The 23,806-nt window shown below is 61.3% G+C and carries 21 protein-coding genes and 1 pseudogene; 10 read left to right on the top strand and 12 right to left on the bottom strand.

The window, feature by feature from the left end; genetic code table 11:
* Positions 1-56 precede the first annotated feature (56 nt).
* The gene (locus C4J90_RS25215; RefSeq protein WP_124421064.1) at positions 57-569 is read left to right on the top strand and encodes a dihydrofolate reductase; all 513 of its coding nucleotides are present in this window, start codon (positions 57-59) and stop codon (positions 567-569) included.
* 85 nt (positions 570-654) lie between these two features.
* Here the strand turns inward: C4J90_RS25215 and C4J90_RS25210 are convergent, their stop codons facing one another.
* Positions 655-2,046 (bottom strand): L-cystine transporter, encoded by a 1,392-nt coding sequence (locus tag C4J90_RS25210; RefSeq protein WP_124421063.1) that lies wholly within the window; start codon positions 2,044-2,046, stop codon positions 655-657.
* A gap of 241 nt (positions 2,047-2,287) precedes the next feature.
* On the opposite strand from C4J90_RS25210, the gene C4J90_RS25205 reads away from it, so the two are divergent.
* Positions 2,288-3,346, top strand: coding sequence for a haloacid dehalogenase-like hydrolase (locus C4J90_RS25205; RefSeq protein ID WP_124421062.1), 1,059 nt, complete (start codon positions 2,288-2,290; stop codon positions 3,344-3,346).
* Between the two features lie 194 nt (positions 3,347-3,540).
* Here the strand turns inward: C4J90_RS25205 and ilvD are convergent, their stop codons facing one another.
* Positions 3,541-5,382, bottom strand: coding sequence for a dihydroxy-acid dehydratase (gene ilvD, locus C4J90_RS25200; protein WP_057723488.1), 1,842 nt, complete (start codon positions 5,380-5,382; stop codon positions 3,541-3,543).
* Between the two features lie 408 nt (positions 5,383-5,790).
* On the opposite strand from ilvD, the gene C4J90_RS25195 reads away from it, so the two are divergent.
* Entirely contained in the window at positions 5,791-6,249 is a 459-nt protein-coding gene (locus C4J90_RS25195) for a transposase (RefSeq protein WP_124364832.1), read from the top strand.
* Between the two features lie 127 nt (positions 6,250-6,376).
* On the opposite strand, the gene C4J90_RS25190 is transcribed toward C4J90_RS25195, so the two are convergent.
* A complete protein-coding gene (locus C4J90_RS25190) occupies positions 6,377-7,573 on the bottom strand; it encodes a class I SAM-dependent rRNA methyltransferase (protein WP_053127951.1) in 1,197 nt (398 codons plus the stop codon).
* A gap of 295 nt (positions 7,574-7,868) precedes the next feature.
* Between C4J90_RS25190 and C4J90_RS25185 the strand changes: the two genes are divergently transcribed.
* Positions 7,869-8,681 (top strand): HDOD domain-containing protein, encoded by an 813-nt coding sequence (locus C4J90_RS25185; RefSeq protein WP_177413034.1) that lies wholly within the window; start codon positions 7,869-7,871, stop codon positions 8,679-8,681.
* A 21-nt stretch (positions 8,682-8,702) separates the two neighbouring features.
* Complete coding sequence (mutM, locus tag C4J90_RS25180) at positions 8,703-9,515, top strand: bifunctional DNA-formamidopyrimidine glycosylase/DNA-(apurinic or apyrimidinic site) lyase (RefSeq protein ID WP_124364828.1); 813 nt, start codon at positions 8,703-8,705, stop codon at positions 9,513-9,515.
* Positions 9,516-9,646: 131 nt separating this feature from the next.
* Here mutM and C4J90_RS25175 read toward each other — a convergent pair whose 3' ends face one another.
* The 5 genes and pseudogenes from C4J90_RS25175 to C4J90_RS25155 form a co-directional block, all read right to left on the bottom strand.
* On the bottom strand, positions 9,647-9,898 hold the full coding sequence (locus C4J90_RS25175; RefSeq protein WP_003195146.1) for a YfhL family 4Fe-4S dicluster ferredoxin: 252 nt from the start codon (positions 9,896-9,898) through the stop codon (positions 9,647-9,649).
* Positions 9,899-10,000: 102 nt separating this feature from the next.
* Positions 10,001-10,480 carry a pantetheine-phosphate adenylyltransferase gene (coaD, locus tag C4J90_RS25170; protein ID WP_049711086.1) on the bottom strand — a complete coding sequence of 160 codons (480 nt, stop codon included), beginning with the start codon at positions 10,478-10,480 and terminating at the stop codon, positions 10,001-10,003.
* Between the two features lie 103 nt (positions 10,481-10,583).
* Positions 10,584-12,179 carry a GMC family oxidoreductase gene (locus C4J90_RS25165; protein WP_124421061.1) on the bottom strand — a complete coding sequence of 532 codons (1,596 nt, stop codon included), beginning with the start codon at positions 12,177-12,179 and terminating at the stop codon, positions 10,584-10,586.
* A gap of 37 nt (positions 12,180-12,216) precedes the next feature.
* Positions 12,217-12,762, bottom strand: a complete 546-nt coding sequence (locus tag C4J90_RS25160; RefSeq protein WP_124421060.1) for a twin-arginine translocation pathway signal protein — start codon at positions 12,760-12,762, stop codon at positions 12,217-12,219.
* A gap of 28 nt (positions 12,763-12,790) precedes the next feature.
* A pseudogene (locus C4J90_RS25155) lies at positions 12,791-14,233 on the bottom strand (coniferyl aldehyde dehydrogenase); the annotation flags it as partial.
* Between the two features lie 129 nt (positions 14,234-14,362).
* Between C4J90_RS25155 and C4J90_RS25150 the strand changes: the two are divergent.
* Both C4J90_RS25150 and C4J90_RS25145 read left to right on the top strand, forming a co-directional pair.
* Positions 14,363-15,034, top strand: a complete 672-nt coding sequence (locus C4J90_RS25150; RefSeq protein WP_124364824.1) for a TetR/AcrR family transcriptional regulator — start codon at positions 14,363-14,365, stop codon at positions 15,032-15,034.
* Positions 15,035-15,067: 33 nt separating this feature from the next.
* Entirely contained in the window at positions 15,068-15,922 is an 855-nt protein-coding gene (locus C4J90_RS25145; RefSeq protein WP_124421058.1) for a sulfurtransferase, read from the top strand.
* 119 nt (positions 15,923-16,041) lie between these two features.
* On the opposite strand, the gene C4J90_RS25140 is transcribed toward C4J90_RS25145, so the two are convergent.
* Genes C4J90_RS25140 through C4J90_RS25125 form a run of 4 tightly spaced genes read right to left on the bottom strand, consistent with a single transcriptional unit; the run spans position 16,042 to position 20,510 of the window.
* The gene (locus C4J90_RS25140) at positions 16,042-17,037 is read right to left on the bottom strand and encodes a hydrolase (protein ID WP_124368707.1); all 996 of its coding nucleotides are present in this window, start codon (positions 17,035-17,037) and stop codon (positions 16,042-16,044) included.
* Positions 17,038-17,066: 29 nt separating this feature from the next.
* Positions 17,067-17,672: a 16S rRNA (guanine(966)-N(2))-methyltransferase RsmD gene (gene rsmD / locus C4J90_RS25135; RefSeq protein ID WP_124364821.1), complete on the bottom strand. Its 606-nt coding sequence runs from the start codon at positions 17,670-17,672 to the stop codon at positions 17,067-17,069.
* Positions 17,672-19,162: a pitrilysin family protein gene (locus C4J90_RS25130; protein ID WP_124421057.1), complete on the bottom strand. Its 1,491-nt coding sequence runs from the start codon at positions 19,160-19,162 to the stop codon at positions 17,672-17,674. The genes rsmD and C4J90_RS25130 overlap by 1 nt, the downstream gene beginning before the upstream one ends.
* Positions 19,155-20,510, bottom strand: coding sequence for a pitrilysin family protein (locus tag C4J90_RS25125; protein WP_124421056.1), 1,356 nt, complete (start codon positions 20,508-20,510; stop codon positions 19,155-19,157). The genes C4J90_RS25130 and C4J90_RS25125 overlap by 8 nt, the downstream gene beginning before the upstream one ends.
* Before the next feature lie 231 nt (positions 20,511-20,741).
* Here C4J90_RS25125 and ftsY point away from each other — a divergent pair, with 231 nt between their 5' ends.
* Genes ftsY through ftsX form a run of 3 tightly spaced genes read left to right on the top strand, consistent with a single transcriptional unit; the run spans position 20,742 to position 23,790 of the window.
* Entirely contained in the window at positions 20,742-22,103 is a 1,362-nt protein-coding gene (gene ftsY, locus C4J90_RS25120; RefSeq protein ID WP_124421055.1) for a signal recognition particle-docking protein FtsY, read from the top strand.
* Positions 22,100-22,771, top strand: coding sequence for a cell division ATP-binding protein FtsE (gene ftsE, locus C4J90_RS25115; protein WP_003213784.1), 672 nt, complete (start codon positions 22,100-22,102; stop codon positions 22,769-22,771). The genes ftsY and ftsE overlap by 4 nt, the downstream gene beginning before the upstream one ends.
* Positions 22,768-23,790 carry a permease-like cell division protein FtsX gene (gene ftsX / locus C4J90_RS25110; RefSeq protein WP_124368703.1) on the top strand — a complete coding sequence of 341 codons (1,023 nt, stop codon included), beginning with the start codon at positions 22,768-22,770 and terminating at the stop codon, positions 23,788-23,790. The genes ftsE and ftsX overlap by 4 nt, the downstream gene beginning before the upstream one ends.
* The last annotated feature ends 16 nt before the right edge of the window (positions 23,791-23,806 follow it).

Genomic DNA, 23,806 nt, shown 5'->3' with positions numbered 1-23,806 from the left:
GTGTTCGTGAGGTTGGAGCATAACCGCTGACTCGCAGCTCTGGTATTCTCGTCGCCATGAAAAAAACTCTCCCTCTAAGCCTGATCGCAGCCCTCGGTGAAAACCGCGTGATCGGCGTCGACAACAGCATGCCCTGGCATTTGCCGGGGGATTTCAAATATTTCAAGGCCACCACCCTCGGCAAGCCGATCATCATGGGGCGCAAGACCTGGGATTCCCTGGGCCGACCGTTGCCGGGGCGCCTGAATATAGTGGTCAGCCGTCAGACCGATCTGATGCTTGAAGGTGCGCAAGTATTTGCGTCACTGGAAGCTGCGGTTGAACGCGCCGAGGCGTGGGCACTGGAGCAGGGCGTGGATGAGCTGATGCTGATCGGCGGTGCGCAACTGTATGCGCAGGGGCTGGAACATGCCGATCGCCTTTACTTGACGCGGGTGGCGTTGAGCCCGGAAGGGGATGCGTGGTTTCCGGAGTTTGATCAGAGCCAGTGGAAGTTGGTGTCGAATCTGGAGAACCCGGCAGAGGGTGATAAACCGGCTTACAACTTCGAAGTTTGGGAACAGGCCTAAAAGCATCGGGGGCAAGCCCCCTCCCACATTTGAATGTATTCACAAATCAAAGTGTGGGAGGGGGCTTGCCCCCGATAGCGTCCTATCAGGCCTGCGCCAACTCAGCATGCTCATCGGCATCCAGCAGCGCTTTATCCGTCTGCCCCATAAGCTGGCTGGTAATCGCCCCCGCCGTCATCGAGCCATTCACGTTCAACGCCGTGCGGCCCATATCAATCAGTGGTTCCACGGAGATCAGCAGCGCCACCAGTGACACCGGCAAGCCCATGGCCGGCAGCACGATCAGTGCCGCGAAGGTCGCACCGCCGCCCACGCCCGCCACACCGGCCGAGCTCAGGGTGACGATGGCTACCAAGGTCGCGATCCACAGTGGATCCAGCGGGTTGATGCCGACAGTCGGCGCCACCATCACCGCCAACATCGCAGGATAGAGCCCGGCACAGCCGTTCTGGCCGATGGTCGCGCCAAACGAAGCGGCGAAACCGGCGATTGACTGCGGGATGCCCAGGCGACGGGTCTGCGCTTCGATGCTCAAGGGGATCGAGGCCGCGCTGGAGCGGCTGGTGAAGGCAAACGTCAGCACCGGCCACACTTTGCGGAAGAAGCGCAGCGGGTTGATGCCGGCCAGCGACAGCAACAGGCCGTGCACCACGAACATCAGGCCCAGGGCCAGGTACGACACCACAACAAAGCTGCCGAGCTTGATGATGTCCTGCAGGTTGGAGCTGGCGACCACCTTGGTCATCAACGCCAGTACGCCGTACGGGGTCAGCTTCATGACCAGGCGCACCAGGCGCATCACCCAGGCTTGCAGGGTGTCGATGGCATTGAGCACTTTCTGGCCTTTTTCCACGTCATCCTTGAGCAGTTGCAGCGCGGCAACCCCCAGGAACGCGGCGAAAATCACCACGCTGATGATCGACGTCGGCTTGGCCCGGGCCAGGTCGGCGAACGGGTTGGCCGGCACGAATGACAGCAGCAATTGCGGGATATTCAGGTCGGCGACCTTGCCCGCGTAATCGTTCTGGATCACTTGCAGGCGCGCCATTTCCTGGGTGCCGGCGACCAGGCCTTCGGCAGTCAGGCCGAACAGGTTGGTCAGGCCGATACCGATCAGCGCGGCAATCGCGGTGGTGAACAGCAGGGTGCCGATGGTCAGGAAGCTGATCTTGCCCAGGGACGAAGCATTGTGCAGACGCGCCACGGCACTGAGGATCGAGGCGAACACCAGCGGAATCACGATCATTTGCAGCAGTTGCACATAGCCGTTGCCGACCAGGTCGAACCAGCCGATGGAAGCCTTGAGCACCGGGTGGCCGGCGCCATAGATGGCGTGCAACACCACACCGAATACCACGCCAAGCACCAGGGCGAATAACACCTTCTTGGCAAGGCTCCAGTGGGTACGGCCGGTTTGTGCCAGGCCCAGCAACAGGGCCACGAACACCAGTAAGTTGAGAATCAGGGGAAGATTCATTGAAGCTCCGTTGAGAAGGCAGCCAATCGCGTGAGCCTGCGATTGCGAACCGGAAAGCCTAACAGCTTGAAATATATTGATTTAATACCGATATGGAATGGTCACTGTCGTTTTTGGAATAAGCGTTTGACGCTGCCGCGTATGCCCTTGGCGGAATCAGGACGCAGGCCGTCGTGCTCAACGCGAGGACTGTCACACAGATTTGTTAGCGTCGATGTCTTTCACTCAGGAAGGAACGCTTATGAAGCTCGCGCCGAAATTGCTTGCCGCCGCTCTCTGCCTTGGGCTCGCCAGCCAGGCGCTGGCCGCCACCGAGTTGAAACACTGGCCGGCGCCTGCCGCCAAACAATTGAACGAGATGATCGCTGCCAATGCCAACAAGGGCAATTTCGCGGTGTTCGACATGGACAACACCAGCTACCGCTACGACCTTGAAGAATCCTTGCTGCCGTACATGGAGAACAAGGGCCTGATCACCCGCGACAGCCTCGACCCTTCGCTCAAGCTGATGCCGTTCAAAGACACCGCCGACCACAAGGAAAGCCTGTTCAGCTACTACTATCGCCTCTGCGAAGTGGACGACATGGTGTGCTACCCGTGGGTGGCCCAGGTGTTTTCAGGCTTCACCCTCAAGGAACTCAAGGTTCAGGTCGACGAGCTGATGGCCTCCGGCAAGCCTGTGCCCGTCACCTATTTTGAAGGCGACGCAGTGAAGAAGTCCGAAGTGCAGCCACCGAAAGTCTTCACCGGCCAGGCCGAGCTGTACAACAAGCTGATGGAAAACGGCATCGACGTGTATGTGATGACTGCTGCCTCGGAGGAACTGGTGCGCATGGTCGCCGCCGATCCGAAGTACGGCTACAACGTCAAACCCGAAAATGTCATCGGCGTGACCACTCTGCTCAAGGACCGCAAAACGGGCGAACTGACCACCGCGCGCAAACAGATCGCTGCCGGCAAGTACGACGAGAAGGCCAACCTCGGCCTGGAACTGACGCCGTACCTGTGGACCCCGGCGACCTGGATGGCCGGCAAACATGCGGCGATCCTCACGTACATCGACGAGTGGAAAAAACCGGTTATCGTCGGCGGCGACACCCCGACCAGCGACGGTTACATGCTGTTCCACGATGTAGACGTGGCCAAGGGTGGCATCCATTTGTGGATCAACCGCAAAGACAAATACATGACTCAGCTCAACGGCATGATGGCCAAGCATGCGGCGGCGCAGGCCAAGGAAGGGTTGCCGGTGACGGCGGACAAGAATTGGGTGATCGTCAAGCCGGAGGATATTCAGTAACAGGCTGAGCGCGGTCAAAGAAAATGTGGGAGGGGGCTTGCTCCCGATAGCGGTGGGTCAGGCAGCTCATATATTGCCTGACACTCTGCTATCGGGAGCAAGCCCCCTCCCACATTTGATCTTCATCGGTCTTGGGGGTTATCTCCAGGCAAAAAAATGCCCCGCCAAGTGCGGGGCATTTTCATGGGCGACGATTACAGGCCGTCGAGCATCGCCTTGTTACGCACAGCGCCTTTATCGGCACTGGTCGCCAACAGGGCATAAGCTTTCAACGCGGTCGTGACTTTGCGCGGACGCTTCTCCACCGGCTTCCAGCCTTTCTTGTCCTGCTCGACCCGGCGTGCGGCCAGTTCTTCATCGCTGATCAACAGGTTGATCGAACGGTTCGGGATGTCGATCAGCACTTTGTCACCATCCTGCACCAGGCCGATCGCGCCGCCGGCAGCGGCTTCCGGCGAAGCGTGGCCGATGGACAGGCCCGAGGTGCCGCCGGAGAAGCGGCCATCGGTGAGCAGGGCGCAGGCTTTGCCCAGGCCTTTGGACTTGAGGTACGAAGTTGGGTAAAGCATTTCCTGCATACCCGGGCCGCCTTTGGGGCCTTCGTAGCGGATGATTACGATGTCGCCTTCTTTGACTTCGTCGGCCAGGATGCCGCGCACCGAGCTGTCCTGGCTTTCGTAGATCTTGGCGCGGCCTTCGAATACGTGGATGGACTCGTCCACACCGGCAGTTTTCACCACGCAACCGTCGAGGGCGATGTTGCCGTATAGCACGGCCAGGCCGCCTTCCTGGGAATAGGCGTGCTCGACACTGCGGATGCAGCCGTTTTCACGGTCGTCATCCAGAGTGTCCCAACGGGTCGACTGGCTGAACGCGGTCTGGGTCGGAATGCCTGCAGGGCCTGCCTTGAAGAAGGTGTGCACGGCTTCGTCGTCAGTCTGGGTGATGTCCCACTTGGCGATGCCTTCGGCCAGGGACGTGCTGTGCACGGTCGGCAGGTCGGTGTGCAGCAGGCCGCCACGGGCCAGGGAGCCCAGGATCGAGAAGATCCCGCCGGCGCGGTGCACGTCTTCCATGTGGTACTTCTGGATGTTCGGCGCGACCTTGCACAGTTGCGGCACGTGACGGGACAGACGGTCGATGTCGCGCAGATCGAAATCGATCTCGGCTTCCTGGGCGGCGGCCAGCAAGTGCAGGATGGTGTTGGTGGAACCGCCCATGGCGATGTCCAGGGTCATGGCGTTTTCGAACGCCTTGAAGTTGGCGATATTGCGCGGCAATACCGACTCATCGTTCTCGGTGTAGTAGCGCTTGCACAGCTCGACGATGGTGCGGCCGGCCTGCAGGAACAGTTGCTCACGGTCGCTGTGGGTGGCCAGCGTCGAACCGTTGCCCGGCAAGGCCAGGCCCAGGGCTTCCACCAGGCAGTTCATCGAGTTGGCGGTGAACATGCCAGAGCATGAACCGCAGGTCGGGCAGGCGCTGCGCTCGTATTCCGCGACCTTCTCGTCAGAAGCGCTGGAATCGGCGGCGATGACCATGGCGTCGACCAGGTCGAGGCCGTGGGAGGCAAGCTTGGTCTTGCCGGCTTCCATCGGGCCGCCGGAGACGAAGATCACCGGGATGTTCAGGCGCAGGGCGGCCATCAGCATGCCGGGGGTGATCTTGTCGCAGTTGGAGATGCACACGATGGCGTCGGCGCAGTGGGCGTTGACCATGTACTCCACGGAGTCGGCGATGATCTCGCGGCTCGGCAGCGAGTACAGCATGCCGTCATGGCCCATGGCGATGCCGTCGTCCACGGCGATGGTGTTGAATTCCTTTGCCACGCCGCCGGCGCGTTCGATCTCGCGGGCGACCAATTGGCCCAGGTCCTTGAGGTGGACGTGGCCGGGGACGAACTGGGTGAACGAGTTGGCAATCGCGATGATCGGCTTCTTGAAGTCGTCATCTTTCATCCCCGTGGCACGCCACAGTGCGCGCGCGCCGGCCATGTTGCGGCCGTGGGTGGATGTTTTCGAGCGGTAATCTGGCATGGAGCACTCCGGGCGGCTAATCACTTACTAATCAGGTGCTAAAGGGGAGTGAGCTTCTATAGACGTCTGGAACACTCAGAAAATGGCCGTGTGTCCGGAAGTTGCCACTCGCGTCGCGGGATCGCCGCGTGCTGGGGCCTCGAGCTCATAAACCCGCCGGGGGATGACTGGCGATGAATAGGGCCGATTCTACACCGTCTTCCTGTAGGAGCGAGCTTGCTCGCGAAAAACGTCAACGATAACGCAGTGCTGTCAGGCAGCTCGCGTCGCTTGTGGTTTTTCGCGAGCAAGGGCTAGCCGCCCGCCTCGCTCCTACAGGGGCAAGACATATTCAGAACTATTGTTTACAGGCTAGTCGACGCTTCGGCTCCTACCGTTTCTCTTCCAATCACAGAAGAGGACGAAGGAATGTCCACCCAGCAAAATGCTCATCGGCTGCGCACTGGGCGCTATTCAGAATCGGGCCGCGTGTACCTGATCACGGCTGTTACCTACCAACGACAATCAATTTTTCAGGACTGGCGCACGGGTCGCCTGCTCGTCAGCGAATTCAGGAAAGCTCAGGAAGACGGTGAGGCGACCTCGCTGGCCTGGGTCGTGATGCCTGACCATTTTCATTGGTTGGTCGAACTGCACAATGGCGACTTGCCAAGGTTGATGCGAATAACCAAGTCGCGAAGTGCCCGCGCGATAAACAGTGCGAGGGGTTCTTACGGGACGCTTTGGCAAAAAGGCTATTTCGATCGGGCACTGCGTCGCGAGGAGGACTTGAAAGCAATGGCCCGCTATATCGTCGCGAATCCTTTGCGTGCTGGTTTGGTCGAGCACATTGGTCAATACCCGCTATGGGATGCCATCTGGATATGACGCACCTTCACTTGTAGGAGCGAGCTTGCTCGCGAAGAACGTCAACGATAACGCAGCGCTATCAGGTAGCCCGCGTCGTGTATGAGTTTTTCGCGAGCAAGCTCGCTCCTACAGGGAGGTTTCGGTCTTAGCTGTTCGGCAACAACCGGCAGGTAATGCTCTTGATATAGCGCGTCTCGACAATCGCCGGGTGCACCGGGTGGTCCGGGCCCTGGCCGCCGCGTTCGAGCATCTGGATATTGCGGTCCAGGTGGCGGGCGCTGGTCAGCAGGATGTTTTGCAGGTCGTCTTCGGGCAGGTGCATGGAGCACGAGGCGCTGACCAGGATGCCGTCCTTGCTGAGCAGGCGCATGGCTTGCTCGTTCAGGCGGCGGTAGGCGCCTTCGCCGTTTTTCATGTCTTTCTTGCGTTTGATGAAGGCCGGCGGGTCGGCGACGATCACGTCGAAGCGTTCTTCGCTGGCTTTGAGTTCCTTGAGCGCTTCGAACACGTCGCCTTCGATGCAGGTCATTTTCTCGGCGACGCCGTTCAGCGCGGCATTGCGCTCGACGCCATCGAGGGCGAAGGCGGAGGCGTCGACGCAGAACACTTCACTGGCGCCGAAAGCGGCAGCTTGCACGCCCCAGCCGCCGATGTAGCTGTACAGGTCGAGTACGCGCTTGCCCTTGGCATACGGCGCCAGGCGTGCGCGGTTCATGCGGTGGTCATAGAACCAGCCGGTTTTCTGGCCCTGGATCACCGGGGCTTCGAATTTCACGCCGTTTTCTTCCAGCGCTACCCACTCCGGCACCAGGCCGAACACGGTTTCGACGTAGCGGTTGAGGCCTTCGGCGTCGCGCGCGGCGGAATCGTTCTTGAACAGGATGCCGCTCGGCTTGAGCACTTGGGTCAGCGCGGCGATCACGTCTTCTTTATGGGCTTCCATGGTCGCCGAGGCGATCTGCACGACGAGGATGTCGCCGAAACGGTCGACCACCAAACCTGGCAGCAGGTCGGAATCACCGTAGACCAAGCGATAGAACGGCTTGTCGAACAGGCGATCACGCAGCGACAGGGCGACGTTGATGCGGTGCACCAGCAGCGACTTGTCCAGCGGCAACTTGATGTCGCGCGACAGCAGGCGGGCGCAGATCAGGTTGTTCGGGCTCATGGCCACGATGCCGAGGGTCTTGCCGCCGGCCGCTTCCAGGATAGCCTGGTCACCTGCCTGGAAGCCATGGAGTGGGGTGGCGGCCACGTCGATTTCGTTGCTGTAGACCCACAGGTGGCCGTTGCGCAAACGACGATCGGCGTTGGCTTTGAGACGCAGGCTTGGCAGGGACATGACGTCGCTCCGGAAAAAAGAGCGGGAGTATACCGTGTTGTGTAGTTACTGAGCGCGCCGCCGGACATGTGGGAGGGGGCTTGCTCCCGATAGCGGTATGTCAGAAACAGATGAGCTGACTGATCCACTGCTATCGGGAGCAAGCCCCCTCCCACATTTAGTCCGATTTCAATCGGGCATTTGGGTGTCGGCCATGTCTGCATAAGGGTTAGAATCCCCGCCTAGCCCAGAGTGTGTACTTATGTCCCAAGAGCTTTCCGCCGAACAGATTCAGCAGGTGCTGCAAGGCATCAGCGTGCCGCCCCAGCCGCAAATCATGGTGGATTTGCAGATGGAACAGTACATGCCCGACCCGGACCTGGAAGTGATCGCCCGGCTGATCGCCCAGGACCCGGGCCTGTCCGGCGCGTTGCTGAAAATCGTCAACTCGCCGTATTACGGCCTGAGCAACAAGATCGCCTCGATCCAGCGCGCGGTGAACCTGCTGGGCAGCCGCTCGGTGATCAACCTGATCAATGCGTTGTCGATCAAAGGCGAGATGAGCGATGACACCATCGTCACGCTCAACCGCTTCTGGGACACGGCTCAGGACGTGGCCATGACCTGCCTGACCCTGGCCAAGCGCACCGGCGCTCAAGCGGTCGACGAAGCCTATGCCCTGGGCCTGTTCCACGATTGCGGCGTACCGCTGATGCTCAAGCGGTTCCCCAACTACATGACGGTATTGGAGCAGGCCTACGCCAATGCCGGCCCGGATTGCCGCGTGGTCGACACCGAGAACAACGCGTTCAACACCAACCATGCCGTGGTGGGCTACTACACCGCCAAATCCTGGCGCCTGCCGGAGCATGTGACCGACGCCATCGCCAATCACCACAACGCCCTGGCGATTTTCAGCGATGAGTCGTCGCGCGCACCCGTGCTTAAAAACCTGCTGGCGATCCTGAAAATGGCCGAGCACATTTGTTCGTCCTATCGCGTGCTGGGCAACCAGACCGTCGACCGTGAATGGGAGGCGATCGGCCATCTGGTGCTGGATTACGTGGGCCTGTCGGACTACGACTTCGAAAGCCTGAAGTTGTCGATCCGCGAGCTGGGCGCGCACTGAGCCTTTCTTCCCGAGGTACACATGCCTGAGTTACCAGAAGTCGAAACCACCCGGCGCGGGATTGCCCCTCACTTGGAGGGCCAGCGCGTCAGCCGGGTGGTGGTGCGTGAGCGCCGTCTGCGCTGGCCGATCCCGGAAGACCTCGATGTGCGCCTGTCCGGGCAGCGCATCGTGCTGGTGGAGCGGCGCGCCAAGTACCTGTTGATCAATGCCGAAGTGGGCACCTTGATCAGCCACCTGGGCATGTCGGGCAACCTGCGCCTGGTTGAAGTCGGCATGCCTGCGGCCAAGCATGAACATGTGGATATCGAGCTGGAATCCGGCCTGGCCCTGCGCTACACCGACCCCCGGCGCTTTGGCGCGATGCTCTGGAGCCAGGACCCGCACAACCACGAGCTGCTGATCCGCCTGGGGCCGGAGCCGTTGACCGCGCTGTTTGATGGCGAGCGTTTGTTCCAGCTGTCCCGTGGGCGGTCGATGGCGGTGAAGCCGTTCATCATGGATAACGCGGTGGTGGTGGGCGTGGGCAATATCTATGCGACGGAAGCGCTGTTTGCGGCGGGAATCGATCCGCGTCGCGCGGCGGGCGGTATATCGCGGGGGCGTTATCTGAAGCTGGCGATCGAGATCAAGCGCGTGCTGGCGGCAGCCATCGAGCGCGGCGGTACCACGTTGCGCGACTTTATCGGCGGCGATGGGCAGCCGGGGTATTTCCAGCAGGAACTGTTCGTTTATGGCCGGGGCGGCGCGGCGTGCAAGGTCTGCGGGACCGAGTTGCGCAATGTGGTGCTGGGGCAGCGGGCGAGTGTGTTTTGCCCCAAGTGTCAGAGCTGAGTGCTGTGTGATGGCTGATATCGCCATCGGGGGCAAGCCCCCTCCCACATGTGAACACATTTCAAATGTGGGAGGGGCGGTGCGACGATTCGACTTGCCCCCGATGAGGCCCTTACAGGCGCTGAATAGCCTCAAGCCTTACCGGTAATCTTCCGGTACTTCTCCATCAACTGCTCTTCCGTCTCCGGATGGGCTTCATCCAATGGAATACAATCCACCGGGCACACCTGCTGGCATTGGGGCTCGTCGTAGTGGCCGACGCACTGGGTGCACAGGTTGGGGTCGATCACGTAGATCTCTTCGCCCTGGGAAATTGCAGCGTTCGGGCACTCGGGTTCGCAGACGTCGCAATTGATGCAATCGTCGGTGATGATCAGGGACATGAAAACTCCTGCCAGGGCCGTCAGCCAAGGCATCTGAAAACTAATGCGCGCAATTGTGCCGCATTGGCGCCCGCAGCGCGAGCGGGCGCCGGTTGAGCGGTCTTACTTCTTGAAGCGTAGCGTCAGCGCGTCCGCAACGGCTGGATGCACGAACTTGGTGATATCTCCGCCCAAAGCAGCGATTTCGCGCACCAACGTCGAGGAAATGAACGAGTAACGTTCCGACGGCGTCAGAAACAGGCTTTCCACGTCCGGCGCCAGTTGGCGGTTCATGTTGGCCAGCTGGAATTCATATTCGAAATCCGACACCGCGCGCAGGCCACGCAGGAACACATTGGCGTTCTGCTCCTTGGCAAAATGCGCCAGCAGCGTCGCAAAGCCCACCACTTCTACGTTAGGCAGGTGCTTGGTGACCTCACGGGCCAGCTCCACGCGTTGTTCCAACGGGAACAGCGGGTTTTTCTTGGGGCTGGCGGCAACCGCGATGATCACATGGTCGAACAGGCGAGAGGCGCGTTCGACCAGATCGCCATGGCCTTTGGTAATCGGGTCGAAGGTACCTGGGTACAACACTCGGTTCATCGCGTCGTCCTGGCGGAGTCCGTTGGGGAACCGGATGGTATCGCAGCCATCCCGGTCGGCCAAGTCGACTTATGTAGATAGATGCGGTGAATCCTGCGATTTTTCACGCTGTTTTCAGACGTTCGGCCAAAGCCGACGCCAGTTGGGCAGTCAATCCATACACCGACAATTGGGGATTTGCCCCAATGCTGGTGGGGAACAGAGAGCCGTCGTGAATCGACAAGTTGCGCAGTTGGTGATGGCGACCGAGGCTATCGGCCACTGCGTTTGTCGGGTCTTCGCCCATGGCGCAACCGCCCATCACATGGGCGCTGCCCAGGGTGGTGCGATGCAGCTCGAGGCTCAAACCGTCGATCAAACTACGTGCGTCTGCCAGGTTATTCACGTACCGGGCGTCGTGATGCAGGGGCTTGACCGATTTGGCGCCGGCCGCGAACTGAATCTCGGCCATGCTGTGGAAGGCCCGGCGCAGGCCGTCCCAGGCATAGGGCGAGACCTGATAGTCGAGCACCGGCGTACCGTCACCGCGTAATTCCACTGCGCCGCCAGGGCTGTCGGGGTGAAAGCCGTCTCGCAATAGCGCGAGCATGGCGTGGGTGTGGGGCAATTGGCTCATGTCCAAGGCATTCTGCGCGCCGTAGCCGCCGAACAGGGTGGTGGCCAGTCCTGGATGCAGGGGCGGGGCTTCTAGTTTGTAGGACATTTTACCGGTGGTGCCGTCCTGCCACTGGAAGTGGTCGGAATAGATCGACTGCGGCGCACCGTAGAACGGGTTGATCACCTCGTCGAACAACCCGGCGGAGAAATTCACCAGGTGCAGGAAGGTGCGTTTGCCCAGCCGTGAATGCGGGTCGGGCGCGCCGGAGCGCATCAGCAATGCCGGGCTGTTGATGCCGCCGCCCGCGAGTACGTAGTGTTTGGCCTTCACGGTGATCTTGCGGCCGGTAGGCGCCACGCAGCGCTCATCCATGGCCACGCATTCCAGGCTGCTGATCGTGTCGCCGCTGTATTTGAGGCGCTCGGCGCGGGCCAGGTAGAGCAGCTCGCCGCCTTTTTCCAGGGTGGCGGGGATGGTGGTCACCAGCATCGATTGCTTGGCGTTGACCGGGCAGCCCATGCCGCAATAACCCAGGTTGAAGCAACCGCGCACATTGCGCGGGATCACGTGCCAGCTGTAGCCGAGCTTTTCGCAGCCTTTGCGGATCACGTCGTTGTTGGCATTGGGCGGCAGGGCCCATGGCGCGATGCCCAGGCGCTGCTCCATGGTCTCGAACCATGGCGCCATCTCGGCGCTGCTATGGCCCTTCACCGCGTAGTCGCTGGCCCAATGGGCGAGGGTGGCATCCGGTGTGCGGAAGCTGGAGGTCCAGTTGATCAGCGTCGTGCCGCCCACCGCCCGGCCCTGCAGGATGGTAATCGCACCGTCCTTGCTCATGCGGCCGATCCCTTCCTGGTACAGGCTGGCATAGGCTTCGTCTTCCAGCAGCTTGAAATCAGTGCTGGTCTTGAGTGGGCCTTCTTCGATCAACAGCACCTTGTAGCCTGCGGCGCTGAGGACTTCCGCCGTGGTGCCGCCGCCGGCGCCGCTGCCGATGATGGCTACGTCGGCTTCCAGGGTCAGGTCGCTGTCGAGGGCGGCGCCGTTGTGGGTTTTCCAGCCGCGGGCCATGCCGTCGCGGAATAGATCGGGTACGGGCATCAGGTTCGTCTCTGGTTTTTATTGTCGGGGATGCAAATCAGATTTTCGGCGGCCCGGGATAGCCGCAATGGGCCCAGGACTCGGGCCGGAAGTACCAGGCCATGGTCACCAGCTTGAGCAGCGAGCCCTGGCCCATGCGCAGCAGGTTCAGGTAGCTGTTTTCCCAGCGGTGCAGGAAGTTGCGGATCTGCTCCGCGCTGGCATTTTCCCAGCTGCCCCAGATACCCGTCAGCGGGCCTCGGGTAATGCCCATGCCGAGCACATCGAACAGCTGCTGGGTGAGCTTGAACATCTGCGGTGACAGGTGCTGCAGGCTGTAGTCGAGCTTTTTCAGGGTGTCTTCAATTCCGGCGCTGATGGCCTGGGCGCTGGCTGCGCCTTCCAGCAGTACCGGGATGACCGCGCGCAAAAATGGCAGGTCACTGGCTCGCAACAGCGCAAAGCCGCTGGCCGGCGTGCTGCTCGAGCAGCCGCTGAGGCTCGCCCCCAGCCCGGCGGTGGCCAGGAACGCGCTGGCGCACAGGCCGATTTTCAAGACGCCGCGCCGCGACAGCGCAGGTGTTTCAGTCAGGCTGGGGTTCATTGTTTTTTTTGTCCCGCAGGTGAGGTTATCAGCGGATAAACAGCTTCTGGATCAACTTCTGGATGGTTTTCCCGTAGGGCGGGTAGATCAGCTTCGCCGCGTTCAAACGCTGTTTGACCAGCACGCCCTTGGCCTTGCTGAACGTCAGGAAACCTTCGTGGCCGTGGTAGTGGCCCATGCCAGAGGGGCCGACGCCGCCGAATGGCATGTCGTCCTGGGCCACGTGCAGCAGGGTATCGTTCAGGCACACGCCGCCCGAGTGGGTCTCGTGGAGCACACGGTCCTGTTCGCGTTTGTTGTAGCCGAAGTAATACAGGGCCAGCGGGCGAGGGCGTTGGTTGATGTAGGCAAAGGCCTGGTCGATGCCGCGATAGGGCACGATCGGTAATAGCGGACCAAAGATCTCGTCCTGCATGACCGTCATATCGTCGCTCACATTCAGCAGCAGGCTATGGGCCATACGGCGTGCCTGGCCCTGGTCGTAAAGAGGAATCAGGGTGGCGCCCTTGTCGGTGGCATCCTTGGCGTAGGCATTGAGCCTGGCCAGTTGTCGCTCGTTGATGATGGCGGTGTAGTCCGGGTTGTCGGCCAGGGTCGGATAAAACCCGCGAATCGCGTTGGCGTAAGCCTCGACAAAACCGTCCACACGTTCCTCCGGCACCAGCACATAGTCGGGCGCCACGCAGGTTTGCCCGGCGTTCAAGGCCTTGCCGAAGGCGATACGTTCGGCGGCGTCCTTGAGCGGTACGTCGGCGGAAACAATGGCCGGCGATTTGCCGCCCAACTCCAGGGTGACCGGTGTGAGGTGTTCGGCGGCGGCCCGCATCACATGCCTGCCGATGCTGGTAGCGCCGGTGAACAGCAAATGATCGAAACGCAACCTGGAAAACGCCACGCCGACATCAGCTTCGCCGAGCACCACGCACACCAAGTCCTCGGGGAAGATTTTTGCCAGCAATGCCTTGAGCAGTTCGCCGGTTGCCGGCGTGGATTCGCTGAGCTTGAGCATTACCCGGTTACCGGCGGCCAAGGCCCCGACCAGCGGACCGATAGCCAGGTACAGCGGGTAGTTCCACGGCACGATGACGCCGACCACACCCAGCGGTTGGTAAATGACTTTGGCCGACGCGGGCTGAAAGGCAATGCCTACAGCACGCCGAGAAGGTTTCATCCAGCCTTTGAGGTGTTTACTCGCGTAGTGAATGCCGTGCAGGCTGGGCATCAGTTCGGCGAACAGGGTTTCGTCCGCGCTGCGATGGCTGAAGTCCTGGCTGATCGCATTGATCAGCGCCTGGCGTTCATCGCTGAGCACATCGCGCAGGGCCTTGAGCCATTGCTGGCGTTGCGCGGCCGGCGGCATCGGGTTGGCGGCATAGGCGCGACGTTGGGCGTCGAACAGGATCTGGAGTTGATCCAGCGCCTGGGATTGCTGCAGGTAGGCAACGTTGGCAGACATGGCGCGGTCCCGGTTGTTATAGGTCTGCCTGGATTTTTAGAGTCATTACTCTAAATTGTCAAATAACATTGCAGTAACAACCAGATTTATCCTGACCCGGATAGGCCGTAAGATGCCCAATCCCGTGTTTGGAAGCTGAGCCCTATGGCACCACGAGTAAAGACCAGCGAGCGAATTGTGCAAACCAGCCTGGAGCTTTTTAACCAGCAGGGCGAGCGCAGTGTCAGCACCAATCATATCGCTGCCCATATGGAAATTTCCCCGGGCAACCTGTACTACCACTTCCCCAACAAGCAGGCGATTATCGCCGTGCTGTTTCGCGAATACGAAGCGTTGGTGGACAGTTTCCTACGCCCACCTCAGGGGCGGGCGATGGTGGTGGAAGACAAGCGCTTTTACCTGCAGGCGGTACTGGCCGGCATGTGGCGCTACCGCTTCCTGCACCGCGACCTCGAACATTTATTGGAAAGCGACCCCGAGCTGGCCACTGGCTACCGACGGTTCTCCCAGCGCTGCCTGATCCAGGGGGGGGCGATCTACCAGGGCTTTGTCGACGCCGGCATCCTCACGATGGACCCGGTGCAAACCGAGGCCCTGACCCTCAATGCCTGGATCATCCTGACCTCGTGGGTGCGTTTCCTGTGCACCACCAATGAAAATTCCACCCATTTGAGCGCCGAAGCGATAAAACGTGGGGTCTATCAGGTGCTGGTGCTGGAGGCGGGGTTTGTCACGCCTCAGGCAAAAACGGCGGTGGATGCGTTGTTCAAAGAGTTTTACGTGCCATTGAACCAGGCATTGGAAGAAGTGAAGTAAGACCTTTCCCCTTTGTATGCACAGGAGTCAGTCATGCCGCTTGCCCAACTGATCAGCCCCCAGGCATTAGCCGAGCGCCAAACGTCGGCCGGGCTGGTGATCCTCGATTGCCGTTTTGCCCTGGAAGACCCGGATTACGGCCTGTGCAGCTATGCCGAAGGGCACATCGAAGGGGCGCAATATGCCGACCTGGAGCGCCATCTCAGCGGCCCGGTGATCAAGGGCGTGACCGGCCGTCACCCGCTGCCCGCGGCGCACGCCTTCATTCAGCAATTGCAGGCATGGGGCATCAGCGCTGATACCGACGTGGTGCTGTATGACGACGGCCCAGGGGCCTTTGCGGCTCGGGCATGGTGGTTGCTGGCCTGGCTCGGCAAGCGCGAGGGTGTGTTTATCCTGGATGGCGGCCTCAAGGCGTGGCACGCGGCGGGCTTCCCATTGAGCCTGGATGCGCCGGTGGTTGAACGAGGCACGTTTGCCGGTACGCCGGATAATCGATTGGTGCTCGATGCCGAACAGTTGCAGAAACGCCTGGGCGAACCGGGCATGACGTTGATCGATGCTCGCGCCCAGGCGCGTTTTCGTGGCGATGTGGAGCCAATCGACCCGATCGCCGGGCATATTCCAGGCGCTCAATGCTCGGCCTTCAATGAAAACCTGGGCAGCGATGGGCGCTTTTTGCCGGCTGAGCAGCTCAAACAGCGTTTTGCTGCGCAGTTGCAGGGCCGGTCGCCGGATGAGCTGGTGGCGTATTGCGGTTCGGGTGTGACAGCGTGTCATAACCTGTTTGCGTTGGGCTTGGCGGGGTACCCGTTGGGCAAGTTGTATGCGGGGTCTTGGAGTGAGTGGATTACGGATCCCAAGCGGGAAGTGGCCACAGGCGACTGAGCAATCGGCCTGCGAAGCCAATCAAAATGTGGGAGGGGGCTTGCCCCCGATAGCGGAGTATCAGCTAGCTTATCTTTAGCTGACCCACTGCTATCGGGGGCAAGCCCCCTCCCACATTTTTATCCGTGTTGTGCCAGTAGCCATTGGGGGATGCGGCGTTCCAGGTAGTAGCCGGGGCGTTTCAGCGAACCCTCTACAAACCCCACATGCCCGCCCTTGGCCGTCAGCTCGAACTCGGTACAGTCTGATAGCTCACTGGCTTCGGGCAAACTGTGGGCAAACACAAACGGGTCATCCGCCGCCTGGATAATCAACGTCGGCGTGCGGATAGCGCCCAGGTAATAGCGACTCGAGGCGCGGCGGTAGTAATCCTCGGCGCTGAGGAAACCGTGCAGCGGCGCGGTGACCCGGCCATCGAAATCCCAGAACGTGCGCATTTTCTCCAACGGACCCAACGCCTCCAGGGTGTTGAGCCCGTCTTGTCGGCCGTCCTGCAAAAACTGGCGTTGCTTGACGCGGATATAAGCCAGCATCTCGCGCATAAAGTGCTTCTGATACACCCGCGAAAAGCCAATCCCGATACGGTCCGCGCATTGATCCAGGCGAAACGGCACCGATACCGCCGCCGCGCCTTGCAGCCCGGAGGCGTCGCCGGTTTCCCCCAGGTGCTTGAGCAATACATTGCCGCCCAAGGAATAACCCACCGCATATAACGGCGCCAACGGCCGCTTGGCACGCAGATGGGCGATCGCTGCCGCCAGATCTTCGCTGGCACCGGAATGGTAGCTGCGGGCCAACAAATTCGGCTCGCCTGAGCAACCGCGCCAGTTCAAGGCTGCGCTGGCCCAGCCTTGGGCGGCGAGCGCCTTTTGCAGGCCGGCCACGTAGGGCGAATTGGACGAACCGGTCAGCCCGTGCAGCACCAGTACCAGAGGCGCGTGCACGTCATGTGGGCCGTGCCAGTCGAGGTCCAGAAAGTCGCCGTCTTCCAGCCACAGGCGTTCGCGCTGACGCTCGATATGCGTGGTGGGACGCCATAGCGGCCCCCACAGCGTTTGCAGATGGGGGTTGCCGAGGCCGAAGGCGGGGGTGAAGCGGTCCACAGATGCCGTCATGAAATACTCGCTGCCTGACAAGCTCGCTCCTACAGGGTGCGGTGCCACAACGCGTAATAAACCCGGCCGGACTTCTGCTCACGGTGCAAGCGCCAGCTCCCCGGCAGGCCGAGCGTCGACGGCGCTGTCTCGCTTTCAGTGTAGACCCACGCATCCGGCGCCAACCATTGGCGTTCTTCCAGCAATGCGCACACGGTCGGCAGCAGGTTCTGGTTGAACGGTGGGTCGAGGAACACCACGTCGTATTCGCTGGCCGCCTGGGTTTCCAGGTAGCGTAAGGCGTCGGCGGTCTGAACCTGGCCGTTGGTGCAGCGCAACGTGCCCAAGTGTTCTTTGAGGCTGGACACCGCCACATTGCTCGCATCCAGCGCCTGGGCCTGGGAGGCGCCACGGGACAGCGCCTCCAGGAACAGCGCGCCACTGCCCGCAAACGGGTCGAGCACCTTGGCGCCGCCGATGTAGGGCGCAAGCCAGTTGAACAAGGTTTCGCGCACGCGATCTGGCGTCGGGCGCAGGCCCACGACATCGGGGAAGCTCAGCTTGCGGCTGCCCCATTCACCGCCAATGATGCGCAGTTGGCCCACACCGTTATGTACGTTGTGGACAGGTTTTTTCGGGCGAGATGAACTGGCCATTAATGCTCCGGAACCCCGAGCGGCTGCTCGGCAGGTTTATCAGTGGGGGGCGGTAGTGGCTTTTGCGCAATCGTCGGGCCGGCGGTCACGATGACCATCTTGTCGGCGCTCAAGTGTTTGTTCATTGCAGCCTTGACCTGCTCCACGGTCAGGGCCTGGGATTGTTTCATGAAATCCTCCAGATAGCTCAGCGGCAGGTTATAGAAACCCATGGCGCCGAGCTGCCCGACGATATCGGCGTTGCTCGCGGTGGACAGCGGGAAGCTGCCGGCCAGTTCGCGCTTGGCGTCATCCAGCTCTTTCTGGGTGGGGCCGGTCTTGAGGTAGTCGGCCACGACGTCTTCGACCAGGCGCAACGTGCCGCCGCTCATTTCGGCGCGGGTTTGCAGGTTGATCATGAACGGGCCGCGCACCTGCATCGGCGAGAAGCCGGAGTACACGCCGTAGGTGAGGCCGCGCTTTTCACGCACTTCGCTCATCAACCGCGTGCCGAAACCGCCGCCACCCAGAATCTGGTTGCCCAGGGACAGTGCAGCGTAGTCCGGGTCGGCGCGATCGATGCCCAACTGGGCAAACAGCAGGTGGGTCTGCTTGGAGGGAAACTCGATGCGGCTCAGGCCGGCCTTTGGCTCGGTTGGCTGGGCAATCTTCGCCAGGGCCGGGCCCTTGGGCAACGCGGCAGAGACCTTGGCGGTCATGGCTTCAGCTTCGGCGCGGGTCAGGTCGCCCACCACCGCGATCACGGCATTGCCTGCCGCATAAGCCTTGGCGTGGAATGCCTGCAGCTGTTGCACGGTAATCGCCGGCACGCTTTCAGGCGTACCTTCGCTTGGGTGGGCATACGGATGGTCGCCGTACAGGCGCTTGAACAGCTCGATGCTCGCCAGCTTGGCGGGATTCTGTTTCTGATATTCGAAGCCGGCCAGGATCTGATTCTTGATGCGTGCCAGTGAGTCGGCCGGGAAGGTCGGCTTGCCGATCACGTCATCGAACAGCGCGAGTGCGGCATCGCGTTTGTCGCTGTCGCTCAAGCTGCGCAGGGACACTAGGGCCATATCGCGATAGGCGCCATTCCCAAAGTCGGCCCCCAGGCCTTCAAAGCCGCTGGCGATCTGGCTGACGTCCTTGCCCGGCACGCCTTCGTTGAGCATGGCATTGGTCATCAAGGCCAGGCCCGGCACGTTGCCGTCCTGGCTGCTGCCGGCGGCGAACAGGATGCGCACGTCGAACATCGGCAGTTCATGGGCTTCGACGAACAGCACCTTGGCGCCTTCGGCGGTGTTCCAGGTTTGTACGTCGAGCTTGCGGTTGGTCGGCGCCTTGCCGTCCAGTTCAGCCAGCGATTGCAGTGTGTTGGCCGTTTGGGCCTTGTCCAGGGCCTGGCTGGCGACCGACTCGCTCGGGCGCAACAGGTACACGGCACCGGCCGCGATCAAGGTGACGGCGATCAGGCCGGGCAGAATCAGGCGGTTGCTCTTGCGGTCACTCATGAGCGGTCTCCTCAGGCAAAACATGGGCGACGCTCAGACGTTCGCGGGTGAAATAGGTGCGTGCAGCTTTTTGGATATCTTCCGGGGTGACGCTTTGCAGGTCGGCAAGCTCGGTGTCCATCAACTTCCAGGACAGGCCGACGGTCTCCAGCGAGCCGATCGCCGTGGCCTGGGCGGTGATGGAGTCGCGCTGGTAGACCACGCCCGCAATCACCTGGGCGCGGATGCGTTCCAGCTCTTCGACGGTTGGCGGCTTGGCTTTGAGCTCTTCCAACAGGCGCCACAGGCCGGCTTCGGCTTGGGCGACGGTTTTTTTCTTCTGCTGGTTGGGCGTGGCGGTCAGCATGAACAGCGTGTCGCCGCGGGTGAAGGCGTCATAATCGGTGGACGCGGCTGAGACGAGTTCTTCACCCCGCTCCAACTGCTCGGAGATACGCGCGCTGTAACCGCCGTCGAGCAGGGCCGAGATCAGGCGCAGGGCTTGTACCGAGCGCTTGTCCTCGGCAGTGGCCAGGCTCGGCACGTTGAAACCGAGGAACACGCTGGGCAGCTGGGTTTGCACGTGCAGGGTCAGCAGGCGCTCGCCGGGCTCGGCCAGCTCCATCGGGACCTTGGCTGGCGGGACGTCACGCTTGGGGATCGGGCCGAAGTAGCGCTGGGCCAGGTTTTTCACCTCGTCCGGCGTGACGTCGCCGACCACTACCAGGGTCGCGTTGTTCGGCACGTACCAGGCCTGGTACCAGTGGCGCAGTTCCTCGACCTTCATGCGCTCAAGGTCAGCCATCCAGCCGATGGTGGGCGTGTGATAGCCGCTGGCCGGGAAGGCCATGGCCTTGAAGCGTTCATAGGCCTTGGACATCGGGTTGTCGTCGGTGCGCAGGCGGCGCTCTTCCTTGATCACCTCGATTTCGCGGCTGAACTCATCGGCCGGCAGACGCAGGCTGGCCATGCGGTCGGCTTCCAGTTCGAAAGCCACGCCCAGGCGGTCGCGGGCCAGCACCTGGTAATAAGCGGTGTAGTCGTCACTGGTGAAGGCGTTTTCTTCAGCGCCCAGGTCGCGCAGGATCAGCGAGGCTTCGCCGGGGCCGACCTTGGCGCTGCCCTTGAACATCATATGTTCCAGGGCATGGGACAAACCGGTCTGGCCCGGGGTTTCGTAGCTCGAGCCGACCTTGTACCAGACCTGGGAAACCACCACCGGCGCGCGATGATCTTCGCGCACGACCACCTTGAGGCCGTTGTCGAGGGTGAATTCGTGGGTGGGTTGTGGGTCGGCAGCCAAAGCTGAAAGGGGCAGACAAACTGTGCTGAGCAGCAGGCCTGCGGCGCGGCGGGCTAGAGCATTCATTCGTTTTTTAACCTGTTGGACTGCCCGCTTGGTCTTAGCGTCGGCGGGCGAGGAGGTGCTAGGATACCGATCCGACTTAGGGGCGGCCACTGCGGCTGTCTTGTTGAGGCTCTATTTTGGCCTTCAAAATGTTGCGCATGAACGAGCTGGCTAAAAAACAGTCTGTTACGCATCGAATTTTATTTACCGAAGCGCCTGCTGGCGCGTCGCTACCTTGAGATAGCCGTCTCCATGTTTGGTTCCAACGACGACAAGAAGACCCCAGCTGCGGCTGGCGAGAAGAAAGGCCTGTTCGGATGGCTGCGCAAAAAGCCGCAGGAAACCGTCGTCGAACAGCCACAGGTTCAACCTGAACCTATCCCTGAGCCTATAGTAGAAGCCGACCCGGTAGCCGAAACACCGGCGCCGACGGTGTTGCCGATGGCCGAGCCGGTGCTGCAGCCTGCGGTCGAGCCAGAGCCAGAGCCAGAGCCAGAGCACCAGCCGTGGCCGCCACTGCCGGTGGCTGAAGAGCCGGTGGCGCTGGTTGAAGATGTGCAGGTTGAGCATGTAGCGCCGCCTATTCCTACGGTGGTTGAACCCGTAGCGACAGTCGTCCAGACGCCACCCGCCGTTGAGGCCCCCGCGCCTGCCGTCATCGAAGAGCCGGCCGCTGAAACCAGCAAAACCGGCTTTTTCACCCGTCTCAAGCAAGGTCTGAGCAAAACCAGCGCCAGTATCGGCGAGGGCATGGCCAGCCTGTTCCTCGGCAAGAAGACCATCGATGACGAGCTGCTGGAAGACATCGAGACCCGCCTGCTCACTGCAGACGTAGGCGTCGAAGCCACCGCCGTGATCATCCAGAGCCTGACCCAGAAGGTTGCCCGCAAGCAGCTGACCGACGCCGACGCGTTGTACAAATCCTTGCAGGCCGAGCTGGCCGCCATGCTTAAACCCGTTGAAGCGCCGCTGGTGATCACCCCGAAGAAGCCGTTCGTGATCCTGGTGGTAGGCGTCAACGGCGCCGGCAAGACCACCACCATTGGCAAGCTGGCGAAAAAACTGCAGTCCGAAGGCAAGAAAGTCATGCTCGCCGCCGGCGACACCTTCCGTGCCGCTGCCGTTGAGCAACTGCAGGTGTGGGGCGAGCGCAACAGGATCCCGGTGATCGCCCAGCACACCGGTGCCGACTCCGCGTCGGTGATTTTCGATGCCGTGCAGGCAGCCAAGGCCCGGAACATCGATGTGTTGATCGCCGACACCGCCGGCCGCCTGCACACCAAAGACAATTTGATGGAAGAGCTGAAGAAGGTCCGCCGCGTGATCGGCAAGCTCGACGCCGACGCCCCGCATGAGGTACTGCTGGTGCTGGACGCCGGTACCGGGCAGAACGCCATCAGTCAGGCCAAACAATTCAACCAGACGGTGCAACTGACCGGCCTGGCATTGACTAAGCTCGACGGCACGGCCAAGGGCGGTGTGATTTTCGCCCTGGCCAAGCAGTTCGGGTTGCCGATTCGTTATATCGGCGTCGGTGAAGGCATCGACGACCTGCGCACCTTTGAAGCCGAACCCTTTGTACAGGCACTGTTTGCCGAGCGGGAGCGTTCATGATTCGATTCGAACAGGTCGGTAAACGCTACGCCAACGGGCATGTGGGCTTGCATGAGCTGAGCTTTCGAGTACGGCGGGGCGAGTTTTTGTTCGTGACCGGGCATTCCGGCGCCGGTAAGAGCACCTTGTTGCGCCTGCTGCTGGCCATGGAGCGCCCAACCACCGGCAAGCTGCTGCTGGCGGGACAGGACCTGGCCACCATCAGCAATGCGCAGATCCCGTTCCTGCGCCGTCAGATTGGCGTGGTGTTTCAAAACCACCAGTTGCTGTTCGACCGCACGGTGTTCAACAACATTGCCTTGCCCCTGCAGATTCTCGGGCTGTCCAAGGCCGAGATCGTCAAGCGGGTCGATTCAGCCCTGGAGCGCGTGGCCTTGTCGGACAAGACCGACCTCTACCCCGGCGACCTGTCCACCGGCCAGCAACAGCGCGTCGGTATCGCACGCGCCATCGTTCACCGCCCGGCCTTGCTGCTGGCGGATGAACCCACCGGTAACCTCGACCCGCGCCTGGCGGCCGAGATCATGGGGGTGTTCGAAGACATCAACCGGCTGGGCACCAGCGTGTTGATCGCCAGCCACGACCTGGCGCTGATTGCGCGCATGCGCCATCGCATGCTGACCCTGCAACGCGGTCGTTTGATCGGCGACGGGGAGGCCGGCGTATGAGTGCAACACGCAGCCCTAAGGTATCCGAACGCGTGGCGCCGAAACCGGCCGACCCGCAACCGAAAAAGAAAAAACACGACGAAGACGACGGCCCGGACTTTGGCACCCTGTTGCGTGCCTGGATCGAAAGCCATCGTGCCAGCCTGCTCGACAGCCTGCGCCGCCTGGGCAAGCAGCCGATCGGCAGCTTTTTCACCTGCCTGGTGATGGCCGTGGCCCTGAGCCTGCCAATGGGCTTGTCGTTGCTGCTCAATAATGTGGAGCGCCTGGGCGGTTCGTGGCAGCGCGCGGCGCAGATTTCCCTGTACCTGAACCTCGACGCCAGCACCAAGGACGGCGAGGGCCTGCGCGACGAGATCAAGAACCTGCCAGGGGTGGCGGATGCCGAATACATCAGCCGCGATCAGGCGCTGGAAGAGTTCCAGCAACAATCCGGCCTGGGCGAGGCGCTTAAAGAGCTGCCGCAGAACCCGCTGCCAGGCGTGGTGCTGGTGACGCCCAATGAAGTGGACAAGCCGGCCCTGGAAGCCCTGCGACAAAAACTCGCAGAGATGCCCAAGGTGCAACAGGCGCAACTTGATCTAGTCTGGGTAGAGCGCTTGGCCGCGATCCTCAAGCTGGGCGACCGCTTCGTGTTCGGTTTGACGGTGCTGTTGGTGTCTGCATTACTTTTGGTGATAGGTAATACCATTCGTCTTCATATTGAAAACCGCCGCACCGAGATAGAAGTGATTAAACTGGTCGGCGGCACGGACAGCTATGTGCGTCGTCCTTTTCTGTACATGGGCGCGCTTTATGGCTTTGGTGCCGGGATTTTGTCCTGGGGCGTGCTGGCTTTTGGCCTGGACTGGCTGAACGATGCGGTTATCGGGCTTGCCGGCTTGTACGGCAGCGATTTTGCCCTGGCAGGGGTGCCGGTAGCCGATGGTTTGAGCCTCTTGCTTGGCGCGGTATTGTTGGGGTATATCGGTGCGTGGATTGCGGTGGCACGGCACTTACGTGAGCTGGCACCGAAGTAGTTAATGTCAGGGTAAT

It is taken from the genome of Pseudomonas sp. R2-60-08W, assembly GCF_003852335.1.
Lineage (GTDB): Bacteria > Pseudomonadota > Gammaproteobacteria > Pseudomonadales > Pseudomonadaceae > Aquipseudomonas.
This window is presented reverse-complemented; position numbering and strand designations above follow the sequence as displayed.

Coding starts and splice junctions, on each gene's coding strand:
- C4J90_RS25215 (WP_124421064.1), top strand. CDS start 57: ATGAAAAAAACTCTCCCTCTAAGCCTGATCGCAGCCCTCGGTGAAAAC.
- C4J90_RS25210 (WP_124421063.1), bottom strand. CDS start 2,046: ATGAATCTTCCCCTGATTCTCAACTTACTGGTGTTCGTGGCCCTGTTG.
- C4J90_RS25205 (WP_124421062.1), top strand. CDS start 2,288: ATGAAGCTCGCGCCGAAATTGCTTGCCGCCGCTCTCTGCCTTGGGCTC.
- ilvD (WP_057723488.1), bottom strand. CDS start 5,382: ATGCCAGATTACCGCTCGAAAACATCCACCCACGGCCGCAACATGGCC.
- C4J90_RS25195 (WP_124364832.1), top strand. CDS start 5,791: ATGTCCACCCAGCAAAATGCTCATCGGCTGCGCACTGGGCGCTATTCA.
- C4J90_RS25190 (WP_053127951.1), bottom strand. CDS start 7,573: ATGTCCCTGCCAAGCCTGCGTCTCAAAGCCAACGCCGATCGTCGTTTG.
- mutM (WP_124364828.1), top strand. CDS start 8,703: ATGCCTGAGTTACCAGAAGTCGAAACCACCCGGCGCGGGATTGCCCCT.
- C4J90_RS25175 (WP_003195146.1), bottom strand. CDS start 9,898: ATGTCCCTGATCATCACCGACGATTGCATCAATTGCGACGTCTGCGAA.
- coaD (WP_049711086.1), bottom strand. CDS start 10,480: ATGAACCGAGTGTTGTACCCAGGTACCTTCGACCCGATTACCAAAGGC.
- C4J90_RS25165 (WP_124421061.1), bottom strand. CDS start 12,179: ATGCCCGTACCCGATCTATTCCGCGACGGCATGGCCCGCGGCTGGAAA.
- C4J90_RS25160 (WP_124421060.1), bottom strand. CDS start 12,762: ATGAACCCCAGCCTGACTGAAACACCTGCGCTGTCGCGGCGCGGCGTC.
- C4J90_RS25150 (WP_124364824.1), top strand. CDS start 14,363: ATGGCACCACGAGTAAAGACCAGCGAGCGAATTGTGCAAACCAGCCTG.
- C4J90_RS25145 (WP_124421058.1), top strand. CDS start 15,068: ATGCCGCTTGCCCAACTGATCAGCCCCCAGGCATTAGCCGAGCGCCAA.
- C4J90_RS25140 (WP_124368707.1), bottom strand. CDS start 17,037: ATGACGGCATCTGTGGACCGCTTCACCCCCGCCTTCGGCCTCGGCAAC.
- rsmD (WP_124364821.1), bottom strand. CDS start 17,672: ATGGCCAGTTCATCTCGCCCGAAAAAACCTGTCCACAACGTACATAAC.
- C4J90_RS25130 (WP_124421057.1), bottom strand. CDS start 19,162: ATGAGTGACCGCAAGAGCAACCGCCTGATTCTGCCCGGCCTGATCGCC.
- C4J90_RS25125 (WP_124421056.1), bottom strand. CDS start 20,510: ATGAATGCTCTAGCCCGCCGCGCCGCAGGCCTGCTGCTCAGCACAGTT.
- ftsY (WP_124421055.1), top strand. CDS start 20,742: ATGTTTGGTTCCAACGACGACAAGAAGACCCCAGCTGCGGCTGGCGAG.
- ftsE (WP_003213784.1), top strand. CDS start 22,100: ATGATTCGATTCGAACAGGTCGGTAAACGCTACGCCAACGGGCATGTG.
- ftsX (WP_124368703.1), top strand. CDS start 22,768: ATGAGTGCAACACGCAGCCCTAAGGTATCCGAACGCGTGGCGCCGAAA.